Origin of the sequence: Proteus sp. TJ1640 (genome assembly GCF_003144445.1) — a bacterium.
Classification (GTDB): domain Bacteria; phylum Pseudomonadota; class Gammaproteobacteria; order Enterobacterales; family Enterobacteriaceae; genus Proteus; species Proteus penneri.
Map to the genome: position 1 here is coordinate 121,749 of NZ_PENY01000044.1, position 12,501 is coordinate 134,249.

Annotated in this window: 21 protein-coding genes and 1 pseudogene; 13 read left to right on the plus strand and 9 right to left on the minus strand. The window is 37.1% G+C overall.

Annotation, left to right across the window (positions count from 1 at the left end):
- Nucleotides 1-45 precede the first annotated feature (45 nt).
- From DK861_RS17870 to DK861_RS17880, 3 genes are read right to left on the minus strand one after another with little or no spacing between them, the layout of a single operon-like run.
- The gene (locus tag DK861_RS17870; RefSeq protein WP_109400936.1) at nt 46-924 is read right to left on the minus strand and encodes a DNA cytosine methyltransferase; all 879 of its coding nucleotides are present in this window, start codon (nt 922-924) and stop codon (nt 46-48) included.
- Nucleotides 925-936: 12 nt separating this feature from the next.
- Nucleotides 937-1,434, minus strand: coding sequence for a single-stranded DNA-binding protein (ssb, locus tag DK861_RS17875; protein ID WP_109400937.1), 498 nt, complete (start codon nt 1,432-1,434; stop codon nt 937-939).
- Complete coding sequence (locus DK861_RS17880; RefSeq protein ID WP_109400938.1) at nt 1,427-1,960, minus strand: hypothetical protein; 534 nt, start codon at nt 1,958-1,960, stop codon at nt 1,427-1,429. Before DK861_RS17880 ends, ssb begins: the two co-directional genes overlap by 8 nt.
- A gap of 183 nt (nt 1,961-2,143) precedes the next feature.
- Here DK861_RS17880 and DK861_RS17885 point away from each other — a divergent pair, with 183 nt between their 5' ends.
- Nucleotides 2,144-2,377 carry a hypothetical protein gene (locus tag DK861_RS17885; RefSeq protein ID WP_088496049.1) on the plus strand — a complete coding sequence of 78 codons (234 nt, stop codon included), beginning with the start codon at nt 2,144-2,146 and terminating at the stop codon, nt 2,375-2,377.
- On the opposite strand, the gene DK861_RS17890 is transcribed toward DK861_RS17885, so the two are convergent.
- The 3 genes from DK861_RS17890 to DK861_RS17900 all read right to left on the minus strand — a co-directional run bounded on the left by DK861_RS17890 (nt 2,355) and on the right by DK861_RS17900 (nt 3,670).
- Entirely contained in the window at nt 2,355-2,579 is a 225-nt protein-coding gene (locus DK861_RS17890) for a hypothetical protein (protein WP_100159834.1), read from the minus strand. The two genes, DK861_RS17885 and DK861_RS17890, sit on opposite strands and share 23 nt — an antisense overlap.
- A gap of 43 nt (nt 2,580-2,622) precedes the next feature.
- Nucleotides 2,623-2,826 carry a hypothetical protein gene (locus DK861_RS17895; RefSeq protein WP_109400939.1) on the minus strand — a complete coding sequence of 68 codons (204 nt, stop codon included), beginning with the start codon at nt 2,824-2,826 and terminating at the stop codon, nt 2,623-2,625.
- Nucleotides 2,827-2,950: 124 nt separating this feature from the next.
- Entirely contained in the window at nt 2,951-3,670 is a 720-nt protein-coding gene (locus tag DK861_RS17900) for a S24 family peptidase (RefSeq protein WP_006533953.1), read from the minus strand.
- A 74-nt stretch (nt 3,671-3,744) separates the two neighbouring features.
- Between DK861_RS17900 and DK861_RS17905 the strand changes: the two genes are divergently transcribed.
- The 9 genes and pseudogenes from DK861_RS17905 to DK861_RS17945 all read left to right on the plus strand — a co-directional run bounded on the left by DK861_RS17905 (nt 3,745) and on the right by DK861_RS17945 (nt 8,559).
- Nucleotides 3,745-3,978: a YdaS family helix-turn-helix protein gene (locus tag DK861_RS17905; protein ID WP_006533952.1), complete on the plus strand. Its 234-nt coding sequence runs from the start codon at nt 3,745-3,747 to the stop codon at nt 3,976-3,978.
- 51 nt (nt 3,979-4,029) lie between these two features.
- Entirely contained in the window at nt 4,030-4,488 is a 459-nt protein-coding gene (locus DK861_RS17910) for a YmfL family putative regulatory protein (RefSeq protein WP_109400941.1), read from the plus strand.
- Between the two features lie 87 nt (nt 4,489-4,575).
- On the plus strand, nt 4,576-4,755 hold the full coding sequence (locus tag DK861_RS17915) for a hypothetical protein (RefSeq protein WP_109400942.1): 180 nt from the start codon (nt 4,576-4,578) through the stop codon (nt 4,753-4,755).
- The gene (locus DK861_RS17920) at nt 4,745-4,924 is read left to right on the plus strand and encodes a DUF4222 domain-containing protein (protein WP_109400943.1); all 180 of its coding nucleotides are present in this window, start codon (nt 4,745-4,747) and stop codon (nt 4,922-4,924) included. Before DK861_RS17915 ends, DK861_RS17920 begins: the two co-directional genes overlap by 11 nt.
- Nucleotides 4,925-4,936: 12 nt before the next feature.
- Entirely contained in the window at nt 4,937-6,028 is a 1,092-nt protein-coding gene (locus DK861_RS17925) for a replication protein (RefSeq protein ID WP_109400944.1), read from the plus strand.
- A gap of 72 nt (nt 6,029-6,100) precedes the next feature.
- Entirely contained in the window at nt 6,101-6,487 is a 387-nt protein-coding gene (locus DK861_RS17930) for a RusA family crossover junction endodeoxyribonuclease (protein ID WP_109400945.1), read from the plus strand.
- Between the two features lie 84 nt (nt 6,488-6,571).
- A pseudogene (locus DK861_RS17935) lies at nt 6,572-6,706 on the plus strand (KilA-N domain-containing protein); the annotation flags it as partial.
- Nucleotides 6,703-7,728, plus strand: coding sequence for a DUF968 domain-containing protein (locus DK861_RS17940; RefSeq protein ID WP_109400946.1), 1,026 nt, complete (start codon nt 6,703-6,705; stop codon nt 7,726-7,728). The pseudogene DK861_RS17935 and the gene DK861_RS17940, both read left to right, overlap by 4 nt.
- Nucleotides 7,729-7,755: 27 nt before the next feature.
- On the plus strand, nt 7,756-8,559 hold the full coding sequence (locus DK861_RS17945; RefSeq protein ID WP_109400947.1) for an antitermination protein: 804 nt from the start codon (nt 7,756-7,758) through the stop codon (nt 8,557-8,559).
- 61 nt (nt 8,560-8,620) lie between these two features.
- Here the strand turns inward: DK861_RS17945 and DK861_RS17950 are convergent, their stop codons facing one another.
- Together DK861_RS17950 and DK861_RS17955 are read right to left on the minus strand one after the other, a co-directional pair.
- Entirely contained in the window at nt 8,621-9,274 is a 654-nt protein-coding gene (locus DK861_RS17950; RefSeq protein ID WP_109400948.1) for a hypothetical protein, read from the minus strand.
- Nucleotides 9,275-9,557: 283 nt separating this feature from the next.
- Nucleotides 9,558-9,872 carry a hypothetical protein gene (locus DK861_RS17955; RefSeq protein ID WP_109400949.1) on the minus strand — a complete coding sequence of 105 codons (315 nt, stop codon included), beginning with the start codon at nt 9,870-9,872 and terminating at the stop codon, nt 9,558-9,560.
- Nucleotides 9,873-10,114: 242 nt separating this feature from the next.
- Here DK861_RS17955 and DK861_RS17960 point away from each other — a divergent pair, with 242 nt between their 5' ends.
- The 3 genes from DK861_RS17960 (at nt 10,115) to DK861_RS17970 (ending at nt 12,191) form a co-directional block, all read left to right on the plus strand.
- Complete coding sequence (locus tag DK861_RS17960) at nt 10,115-10,309, plus strand: hypothetical protein (RefSeq protein ID WP_109372922.1); 195 nt, start codon at nt 10,115-10,117, stop codon at nt 10,307-10,309.
- 73 nt (nt 10,310-10,382) lie between these two features.
- Entirely contained in the window at nt 10,383-11,405 is a 1,023-nt protein-coding gene (locus tag DK861_RS17965; protein WP_109400950.1) for a site-specific DNA-methyltransferase, read from the plus strand.
- Nucleotides 11,406-11,600: 195 nt separating this feature from the next.
- The gene (locus tag DK861_RS17970; protein ID WP_109400951.1) at nt 11,601-12,191 is read left to right on the plus strand and encodes a hypothetical protein; all 591 of its coding nucleotides are present in this window, start codon (nt 11,601-11,603) and stop codon (nt 12,189-12,191) included.
- 85 nt (nt 12,192-12,276) lie between these two features.
- Here the strand turns inward: DK861_RS17970 and DK861_RS17975 are convergent, their stop codons facing one another.
- A complete protein-coding gene (locus DK861_RS17975; protein ID WP_109400952.1) occupies nt 12,277-12,489 on the minus strand; it encodes a hypothetical protein in 213 nt (70 codons plus the stop codon).
- Nucleotides 12,490-12,501: the final 12 nt, after the last annotated feature.

Below are 12,501 nucleotides of genomic sequence, written 5' to 3' on the forward strand. Positions count from 1 at the left end.
CGTACACAGTTTAAATAGATATTAGTTAGTGCTGCTGGTGATTATTTATTTCATTCCTACGATATAACGTTTAATTTCATTTCCAATCCATTCGCCAACCTGGACACTAACGCCATTACCGATTTGTCTATATGCATCAGTTTGGCTCACTGGAAATTGAAACCAATCAGGAACTCCTTGAAGTCTTGCATATTCGCGTACAGTGTATGGGCGAACACCCATATGAAAGTTTTTATCTGTAACCAACCTAGTGCTTTTATCTTTCGCATAGTGGGCAACACACGTTGGCGCAATATCACCGTTTAGTGGATTACTAATAATGGGCTTATCGCGGTATGCACCATTCATTCTCGAATAAACAGAATTCGGTATAGTGATCTCTGGTTCTTTTTCCAGAATGTCAGCCAATTTAATTGGTTTATGGTTCTCTGGAGGTCGCGGTATGAAATTTCTTTTCGTACCGATAATTATTAAGCGGCTTCGCTTTTGTGGTAGCCAAGTTTCAGATTTAATTGGGCAGAAAACATTAACATAGTAGTCAGGCATTTTCTGCATAGCTTCCATTACTACGGGGAAAGCTCTCATACCTGGCACATTTTCAACGACATAAAACTCAGGCCGAGCGATTGCAAGGTGGCGTAACGCATGTAGGAATAATTCATCACCAGTTCTCACACCATGTATATCGCCGATTGTGCTGTACCTAGTGCATGGATAAGTGAAAATCATTCCGTCACATGAATCTTGCTCTAAAACTAACTCTTTTGTGATATCGCACTCTTTAATATGATCACCTAAATTATGACGGTAGGTTTTGCAAGCTGATGCATCAATTTCAAAAGATTGGCCTATTTTCAGACCTGCCTGTAAAAGACCAATATCCATTAAGCCTGCGCCACTGAAATAAGAGTTAATGGTTATCATATTTATCCTTAACTAAATCACATTAATTAAATGGTGTGGATACATAAGCCCAATCGGAGCGAAGGGAATATCATCCTCAAAATCCATTGGTGGTTGACTACTTTGGGCTTGCGGTTGAGCTGGTGGCTGATTTTGCTGTGCAGACTGTGAACCTGCTGATTTACTAGCACCACCTAGCATTTGCATTGAACCGCCAATCTTTACAACAATTTCTGTTGTATAGCGTTTAATGCCGTTATCATCCCACTCGCGCGTTTGTAGTTGGCCCTCAATATAAATTTGAGAGCCTTTGCACAAATAGCCACTGGCGATATCTGCAAGCTTTCCAAACAGAACGACCCGATGCCATTCTGTTTTTTCGCGATTTTCACCCGTTTGTTTATCGCGCCATTTTTCTGATGTGGCCACAGCTAAATTGGCAACAGCACCGCCAGAAGGAAGATAGCGAATTTCAGGATCGCGCCCTAAATTGCCGATAAGAATGACTTTGTTTACTGATCCATTAGCCATTTTCAGCCCCATTATAAAGTTCATTAAAACGGCGGAGGAATAAGGCTTTTGCTTGTGGAGGTGTTAGTGGGTTAATAACAAAATCACTTGCTGGAATACCTTCAAGCATTAACCAGTTACTACCGGTATCAATTTCTAAATCACGCTTTTCTGTGGCTAACATCATTAAGTCAGCAAAATGCACTGCATCAGACGTTGTTTCAGGTAGCCCAAACTTTTTGCGGATCATCTTTTCTACACGTAATTCAATTAATTTATATTCAGGCAATAGCTTTTTAAGTGGTGATGGTAGGTCTTTGACATAAGCTTCACTGGCATCATGAAGTAGGGCTTCTAAAGCATATTCAGGCGCAACTAAATAACTTGTATATACCGAGTGCTGAGCCACAGAATAGAAATTATCAACTTGTCCATTAAAGCGACATTCATTAGCAAGGCCACTGGCAATATCTTGAATATCTATATCCTCGATCCGTACATCGAGATAATAGAAATGTTTATTTGTTGCTGTTGCAATATAAGACATATTCTCTCCACACAATTTTTAGGTAATAAGAATTCCTCTCGAATTAATCGAGATTAAATTTCCCTGGTGTTGATAATAAAAAATAAAAATGGATTTACACTTCAAATATTGTGCCTGATTATTTTCCCACCTCAGGCGGTGGTGGTATTCTTGGAAGTTCCTACACAACCAAGAGAAAATAAAATGCTTAAATCAACGTTAATTGCAAAGTGTCTCTATCAGTGCAATATGATTTCAGATATAAAAGGTGGTGAATATTCAGTACAAAGTATTTTTAATGAATATTTTCCTAAGTATTCTTATGATAAATGGAACACCAATCTACCTGATAATGTGGTTGAGTATTTTTTAAAAGCATCCAAAGGCAGTACAACAATTAGAGTCGATTCTTTTATTAAAGACCTTTGGGATCTTTAATTGTCGAGAATGCTGAATGCTCATGATTAAGTGTTTTACCCTTAGTATTTGCTTCTAGTTCTAATGATGTTTTATCATTCATTAAAGTCTCAATTGTTTTATCAATAAATGACAAATAATCAATTGATATGGCGCTTGTCGTATTCAAATAACAGACCGTGGCGCCATTCACTTTAAGTTCAACTACGTTTCCATTACTCACGCCAATTTCCCTCCACACAATTGTTTCTCTTCACACATAAAAATTATTCACTTTGTATCTGAATAGCGCTTTTGATTCTGCACTCGTCTATTTCAGCATCCAGTTTTGCTAGTTTATCCACCAGCTCTTCACGTCTTGCGTTTAACTCACCGAGGACTTTGATAGACGATAGTTTCTCTTTCATCCAATCGACAACATCTCTATCAGTGAAATTAGCTGGCGGTATGATTGTTGGTTCAGTTGTCATAGTTATTCTCTTCACACAGTTTATTTCGCTTTAGAAATAGGATGCAACTAAAAGTAGACATTGTCAACAACTAAAAGTAGAAAGCAGGGGCGTAAAAAAACCAACTTTTAGTTGGTTTTAATGTTTATGCGAATTGTTTAAACGACATTGGTAGGCTTCTTATAAGCTTTCCATGAAAATAAACTTCATGTATTTCATGATCATCAATGAAAAATGGAGGGTAAAAATCATTATCTGATATTACAGCTAACTTTCTACCTTTAACGCGTTGTAATCGTTTAATAAAGGTAGAATCTTCAAAGTTAAAGATATAAATACCATCACCATTGAATTGATTTATTTTAGTATCTATAAAAAGTAAGTCTTTAGGATTCAGTGTTGGAGTCATACTATCGCCATCAACATTGATGATCATCACTCCATCTAAATTACTGCGACCAAACAACTCGTAAACACGTTCTTGAGGTATTTCTATTGACCTAACAACTTCCGGAAATGGATTATTAACATAACCATTGCCAGCTGATGCAAAAACTTCAATTTGTCTAACTATGGCTGTGTCTTTATTGAATTCATTTTTAGGATCGGTTTCTAGGCCGATTCCATAATCAAGATATGCTGGGGTTGAAAAAACGGTTTTAGCAACTAATTCCATCTTGTCATCTCTAGGTTTGGCTGTGCCTAATGTATATCGACGCGCCATTTCATAAGACACGCCAACCTGTTCGGACAATTGCCGAATATCTACATTAACCTCTTTCATTCGCTGGGTTAGTCGTTTAGCGAAACTATCATATTTGTTATTTTCTACCATAAGTAGAATTCTATCTACCAATCCTGTCATTGTCATTTCTATTTTAAGTTGTTTTATTTGTCTACTTTAAGTAGTATTGATGTATTACTTAAGGAGAGGCATTCATGCACCAAGAAAATTATACAGAAAAAGCAATTAGAACAATTGGAGTGCCGTCTGCGGTATCTCGAATGTTTGGCTTTAATTCCCCTCAGTCAGTTTTTAACTGGATTAAAAATAACAAAGTACCAGCAGAGCGAGTGATCCAATTATGTGAGTTGGGTGGTTGGGTTGTATCACCTCATCAATTGCGCCCAGATCTCTATCCAAATAAAACCGATGGTCTGCCAAAACAATAACAAAACCGCTTAAAGCAGTTAACTACAAGAATTTATCAATGGTGGTAGGAAATGAGTAACCAATCAATAAAACAGGTAGTGAAAGAAATGTGTGAGGCGACAGCTGGTGGACGAGAGGCGATGGCTGGAGCACTTGGCCTGTCTTTAACATCATTCAACAACAAGCTTTATGAGAAAAACGGCTGTCGTTCGTTTGATTTAAACGAGCTATTAGCGATGCAAGATATTTCTAAGACCGTTTTATTTGCTGAATTTGTCGCTCGTGAATCAAACCGTTTGCTCGTGGACAGAATTAGTCCTGCGGAACTGGATGAAACGGAATTGTTTGTACTGCGTAGCGGTGTTGACGAAATGCAGGGGCGTTTAGCGTTATTGATGAAAGATAGCTTGGCTGATGGCGTTATTGATAACGAAGAAGAACAAAAAATAAAAATGATGTTGGATGGATTAATTTCACAGATCCGCACATTTATGAATGCGTTTGTTTCGTTACATCAAAAGAGAAATTAAAGATGGCTATATCCAGAAAGGGTGAAGCCAACGATGTACGGTCGCTGGCTTCGGTTGCAAATTTCAATTGTGTGAAGAGAAATTAGCATGAGTAGATTATCAAACTTAGCATGCCGTACGCAAGTACGAGCTTCAATGCGTGATGGCCGTTTTGTCTATGAAATTAAAGTACCAAATGGCTACCAAGAAACCAACTACCAATTTATGCGTTGGCTTGTAGATGATTTCAATTCAAAACATGGTTTAAGGGCGGGCAATGAACAATGAGAACCCAAACCAACTTGATCACTACTACAAAAATCACAGGGGTATCGTTGTTCATGTTGTTCGTTATGACAGAGAAAAACAGCGTGTCATTTTTATGCTTGATGGTTGTGATGACCCACAGTGTGAACCCTTGCAACGATTCAAAGAGAAGTACACACGTATTAAGTAATGAGGTGGCAAGATGAGTTTATTATTACTAAAAAGTCGCCCTTTAGTCGTTATTCCTGAATTAGCGGTACGCCTTGGTTTAAATGAGGCGATGCTGTTACAGCAAATTCAATATTGGCTAACTGAAACTACTTCAGGTGTTGAATATGACGGCTCACGCTGGATTTATAACACCGTCGAAGAGTGGAAGAATCAATTTCCTTTTTTCTCTGAATCAACGATTAAACGTGCTTTTACCAATTTGAAAAAGCAGGGCGTTTTACGCATCGAGCAAATCAATAAATCGAACCATGACCGTACTAATTATTATGCGATTAACTACGATCACCACTTGCTGACCGATGAAGTCAATATGACCCAGTCGAACGATGATAATTCATCTAATCGAATAGTTCAAAATGACCTTATCGATAAGCGCAAATTGAAGCCTTCAAACAGTTCAAAATGCGCTGTTCTGAACGGGTCAAAATGGCCTGTTCTTACAGAGAATACAACAGAGATTACTTCAGAGAGTACAACAGAAACAGATCATTCGTCGCAGAATTCTGGCGAATCCAGCGACCAGCCTAAAAATGATTTTTTAACTCGTTATCCCGAAGCCGTGATTTACAGCGCAAACTTTCAAAAATGGGGTGATGAAGGTGATTTGAAAACGGCAAAATGGATGTTTGGACGTGTTAAAAAACTGAATCCATCTGCGTTAGAACCTACTTGGTATGACTGGGCGAACGATATTCGTTTGATGCGTCAAATCGATGGGCGTACTCATGAGCAAATTTGTGCGTTGTTCGATTGGGCCAATAAAGATTCATTCTGGCACCAAAACATTTTAAGCCCTCGTAAATTACGTAAACACTTTGATGAGCTGATCGTTCGTAGCCAAAAGCCAAAAGATGAGCCAAAGGTTCAAGTTGATACAGTTGAACGTGACAGTGCTTTCTCTCGCTTGATTGGTTCTCGCTCTAAACCTCAAAACCGTATTGAAGAGATTGCACTTGAATTAGCGGGTAAGACAGGCATTCGTCGTATGAGTGAGTTTTCTGGTCGTCAAGCATGGAACAGCATTTGGAAACAAGCGACTGAAATGTCACAGGAGGCTCAGTAATGCTAACTAAATACATTTTGTTTGTTGGGTTTTGGTTTGTGGTGACATTGCTAATTGGCTTATGGGGGACTTATGCCTGAACTAGTTCTCATACTCCCATTTCCACCTAGTGTGAATACCTATTGGAGAAATACCCAAAGAGGAACCTTGGTCAGTGCAAAAGGGCGGATCTTTAGAGCAAATGCGATTGCAGCAGTCTATGAACAATTAAAGCGTAGACCTAAGGCTATTGAGAGTGATGTGTTTGTTTCAGTGAAATTATATCCACCAACTAAACAAGCCAGAGATATCGATAATTTCTTAAAAGCACCTTTTGATGCGCTTACTCATGCGGGTGTATGGGTGGATGATAAACAGATTAAAAAAATGGATGTTGAATGGATGGACGTTATTAAAGGCGGGAAGCTTGAAATAACCATTCGTCAGCATAGTAAAAGCGTGATGTACGGTCACGAGTAAAACGTGGAGAGAAATAACATGAATGGATTAATTGTTATTGATGATATTTCGACCGCTCCTGAGATCACAGGAGCGCCTATTGCTACTGCTAGATGTTGTCAGCTTGGGAAGAACATGACCAGTCCTAATAATCCTCGTGAAATCCAACTCCATTTCTTTGAGAGTAAAACGGATGAGCTGATCCGTATGGTGATGCTGAATAAACAGGTGAGTGCATGAAATTATTATTAACGCCTTATATTCAGCCAGAACTTGGTGTTGTGTTGCTTAAACCGGGTGCGGAATTACTCGAGCAATTTAAGAAGCACCATCGTGTGATTATTAGTGATGTGCCTAAAAGTTTAGATGTGTTGCCCTCAGGCGCATTAACGGGTGATGAACAGCCGATTTTAAACAATAAGCGCATCGTCCAATTTCTTAATAGCAAAAAAGTGATCCATACCATTGATAAAGTATCACCGATGGATACGTGGGTTATCCGTAATATCAAGTGCTGCCAGATTGATAACGATGAAGATAATTATCATCACCATGAGTTAGTGACGACCTTTCACGAGGCTGGTGTGATCCGCACTTGTTGGCATCATGATAACCATATTAGAAATTCATCTGCTGGGTGGGTTGCTGAATTGGCTCATAAAAATCGAATTAATTGGATGTTGGATACTATTCGTAGTCGCTTGAGATTGGATAATGGCCACCAGCTAACTATTCCTGATTTTTTCTCATTTGCAGTAATGCATAGCTTGGTTGATGAATTGCCAGAAGCAATATTGCGCCAGATTTTAAATTGGTCAGATAAACAAGAAGAACGCAGAGTTCACGGCGGTTTTCCTGAATCTGACATTATCCCAAGCAACGTAACGGCACTATCCGCAATGAATGAGCGTTTAGATGCGATAAAGCCGATTATTAAAGTTGCTGTTGATCTGGAGCCACCAGCGTCATTTCTTCTTAAACCTAAAATGCAACGTTGGGAAAATACCAACTGGTTGCAATGGGTAAAGACTCAACCGTGTTGCGTGTGTGGGCAACAGGCTGATGATCCGCACCACATCATAGGTCATGGCATGGGCGGTATGGGAACGAAGGCTCACGACTTATTCACTATTCCATTGTGTCGCATTCATCATGATGAGTTACACCGCGACCCAAAACAGTGGGAAGCCTCTCACGGCAATCAACTCGATTTGTTATTTCATTTTTTAAACCGGTCGCTGGGCATCGGTGCACTTATTTAACGTGTGTACGGCACGAGGAGTATTAGCATGAAATTAGAATCAGCATTAAAACAATTTTATCCAAAGTCACCGATGATCACCGATACACCAAACTGTACAGATCCCGACAGAATGAAAGGGATGGATACTGCTGGAGCACTTGGCATGACGGAACATCGCGCTAAATTTGGCATGTCTGCGTTTTTTGCTAAGAATGACGTAAGCGAAGAGGATAAGTCCAACGCCGTTGGACAACTAACAAAATACGCATTAAAAGTAACGCCACGGCTGGTAGCTAAGTCAGCAGGTAATAAACTAGGTTACTGTTTAGTTATTTTATCAAAGATGGCGTTTGAAGATTACGCTCGTTCAGCAGGTTCGGTTTGCGAGTGTTCAGCGTGTAATGGAAAAGGGATGGTCTATAAAAAAATCACCATAACAAAATATCCCACTAGAGCTGCTATTTTTCCAATATTCTCTAAGGGGCAACCTAGGAGATATACAAATACTGAACGGGAAGTTAAGGAAACCGAAAAAGTCATTTGTGGAGCATGTAACGGAAAAGGCCAATTAACACACCGTTGTCGCTGTAAGGGGAGAGGAAAGGTACTCGATGATATACAGACTGAGCTACAAGGTGTACCTGTATTTAAAGAGTGCCCTCGTTGTGCTGGTCGTGGATATAAAAGAATACCATCGTCAGTGGCATTTAATGCTATAAAACATTTGATACCTGATTTAACTCAATCATCATGGTCACGAAATTGGAAACCATTTTATGAAAATTTAATTACAAAATGTTTTATTGAGGAAAGTGTTGCAGAATGTATGTTCAAAAAAATTATTAATTGATTGTAATTAATAGAGCAACCAGCCAATTTGAGTCGAGCTGGTTGCTTCCTGAATTTGAAATTTAATAATCTCGAAGTTTCACATCTTTTTCAGATATAGCAGAAAAATAATATGCCATGGTATCAGTCATCATGGACCGATATATTTCATCTTTATCAAAAAGAAAATAGCCTTTAATGTCAATACCACCATTGCCACATTCTCTGTTTGTTCCAGACCTAATCCCATCGTAACTTACGACTTCGGAATCGGGGAAATTAAAATATTCAAAGAAAGGCTTAAATTCATCCTCTATAATCTCTTTTTTTGTCATCGAGATAAATATTATAGGTAGATAACCAGTAGAGTATTGAGAAAGATATTCACTACCAATCATGATTGGATATCCCTCTTGGTAATCAAATAATGATAATTGATAATTTGACTTTAGAAGTTCCACCACCTCAAGAGAATCAGTTCTTTCGGCCGATGTAATATTTGATTGTTGGCATATAGAAATGTTTAGTTTGAAAAGCTTTTTATCTTCAATTCTATCTTTTAGGAAGGTTTCAAATTTATTTGCACTGCTTTTATCTTCAATTATTGATTGATAGGTAATAAATTTTTCTTTTTCCATATTAAAAAGACTTGGAAAAAATACGGCAATAACTCCTATAATCGTCGCAATAATACCAACAATTGATCCTATGTATATTTTCTTTTCAAAAATCTTCACTGAAAGCTCCATTATGTAGTGGTGATAGTTATTGGCTCAAAACCATCCATTAATTATATATAAATTTTATATAAGTAAAATCTATATGTTTTAATGAGCATTTGTATTTTGCATAAAATTGGATTATACTATTTAGATAGTGGGCGTTTTTTAATTACCACACTATTTTGTAAAACCTCGCTTTTGCGGGGTTTTTTATTATCTGAACTATGGATAATAAAAAAACAGCGCGCTGATATGAATATTACAACGGCTGTTAATTACATAGGTTGTTATTTAGAGGTTACGATTTATCTTTTTCCATTGCACGGTGCATATAATGCCATGAATCTATATCCATCTCATCATCAGGACCAACAGAATGATCGTGAAGGGCTTTTAAAAATGCGGATCTCGCACTCTTGGATGCAAGGAATAGATGTTCATCGGCATGTGGAGCTTTTACTACCCATGTTCCGTCTCTTGAGCCTACCTCGCATGAGTAAGTCCCCATGTCTTCAGTAGTTTCAACCGCTGAATATAGAGCGTGTACATCATAGTGGTCGTTTCCATCCACCCAGTTAGATAACCAAGAGTTGAAGTCAGTAGTACTGGCCATTATTATCCCCTTTGATACGCTGAATTCCCAAAATTAATTAGCCATTATTTGGTTAATTATACTGGGGTGATTCATTAGTTTATCTAAAGTTTTATATTAACTCTTTTAACTGACTCACATCATTAAATAAAGATCACATTAGTGGGCTTTTTTCTTATTTAAACAAATAAGACTTGCTGTTCTCTTTGGTCAGAGTTACATGTGTAGTTATGCACAATAACTCACCAGAGGTATAAAATATCATGTTAAAACAGTATGATATGACAACGCAGGCAAGTTGTGTACTTGAGACAATCTCAAAAAGTGATTGGCAAACAGTACAAGCGATTTCAAATCAAACTGGGTTAAGTAATGAAAATTGTGAGTTTCTATTAACTCAGTTTGAAATAGCAGGGTTTGTCGCAAAGCAAGGAAATAGCTATATGCGTACAGCCTAAAAAATAGAAAGAATTTATAAAGCTGGTGGCTTGACAGTCATCGGCTTTTTTATTGTGTAGAAAAGGACTTCTGATGCAACTATTTAACGACGACGCACTCTCTGTATTAAAAACACTACCTGATAACAGCATTGATTTAATCGCAACGGATCCACCTTACTTTAGAGTGAAATCGTGTGCATGGGATAATCAGTGGGATAGTGTTGAGGCATATCTGTCTTGGCTTGATGAGGTATTAGCTGAGTTCTGGCGGGTATTAAAAACCAATGGAAGTTTGTATTTATTCTGTGGCTCTAAATTGGCGTCAGATACTGAATTGCTAGTTCGTGGGCGATTTAATGTATTAAGTCACATCATTTGGGCTAAACCCTCAGGTCCATGGCGACGACAAAATAAAGAAAGCCTACGTGCCTTTTTCCCTTCAACAGAGCGAATACTCTTTGCTGAACATTATCAAAAACCAGTCACAGCTAAAGGTTCTGAATTTTCTTTAAAATGCAAAGGGCTAAAACAGAACGTATTTAAGCCTCTGATTGATTATTTTAGAAATGCTCGTTTAGCACTGCAGGTAAGTTCAAAAGAAATAGACCAAGCAACAGGTAAGCAAATGTGCAGTCATTGGTTTGGTAGTAGTCAGTGGCAATTACCTAGCGAAGAAGACTATAAAAAGTTACAAACACTGTTTACACACATTGCTGATAAACAAGAAAAAATATCACCGTTATTTCGTCACTTTAGTGAGTTAGAACGAGAGCAATTTACATTACAAAAAGACTACCAAGAGTTAATAAAAGAATATGGTTTATTAAGACGGCCATTCTTTGTGACTGCAGATGTTCCTTACACCGATGTTTGGACTTATCCCCCTGTTCAATACTATCCCGGCAAGCATCCTTGTGAGAAACCATCAACCATGATGGAACACATTATTCGCTCTAGCAGTTGTGAAGGGGATTTGGTTGCTGATTTCTTTATGGGATCAGGGGCAACACTAAAGTCAGCATTAAAGTTAAATCGTCGAGTTCTTGGAGTTGAACTTGAGAAAGTGCGCTTTGAACAAACAGAGCAAGAAATAAAAGCATTAATTTGTAAGTAACTTTTACAGATTTAATTATCAGGTAGTTAGAATATAAAGGACTATTTAAATAGATTCTCTTTTAGATGAAAAATATTATTGTAAACAGTATTATACTGATTGAAATATATAAAAGTGTTCAATGTATAAATATTGGTATTAGCTGTAATGTATAGCTTTTATACTTAATAATAGTAATCTTAAATGGATATAATAATGTCTAATTCCACTGAACAAATAACTAATACTCTATCTGTGATAATTAAAGAATTACCTAAAATATTGGTATCAACATCTTTTTCATGGGAAACAGTGATTAGTTCTTTTTTTGCTGCTCTAATTCCATCGTTTATTGCTTGGTATGCATTAAAAAATAATTATAGACTGGCGGAATATCAAAATACATTAAAAGCTAAAGATGAATGGGTTATGGAATTTCGCAACACTTTGGCTGGGTTTGTAACTGATTCAACAATATTAATTGCAAATATAGAATTAAATTGTGAACTGCGTAGAGGAAGCTGTATCGGATCAATAAAAAGATCCTATGAATCAGAGAGAGATGTTGAGTTTGGGGTACAGAAATTACTTTTACTACTAAGTAAACATGATGAATATGAAGCAAAGTTTTCAACTTTTGTTATTAATGTAAATAATTTAATTCAAGAATTAAAAAAATACGCCCGCTTAGATGCTGATCTTGTGGACTGTCTTGATCGTTTGTTAGTGAAACAATTAAGAATTGAATTAAGAAATATTATGATTGAATCAAGAGAAGTTATTATAGCAAAGTACAAAAGAGATTAATTTGTTTCATGGTAGAGAAGGTTATCAGGATAAGCTTTTTTCTTCTAAAACAGGCTATCACTGTAGCCTGTTAAGTATGATGAAATCATTCGTCAATTATTTTGAAATTTTTAATGTAGTTACTTGTTATTTGATTAGGAAATTTTTGCAAATTTTTTATAAGTAACGCCCTATCATCTGTTGGTAAATTATTGACTAAAAGCGTTATTATTAACTTTAAAACACTAATTTCTTCTAATAGTTCCTCTTCTGTTTTTACGTTAGAGGTAAAATTATAATTTACATTTTTTGTTGTCATTTAATTTCTCAC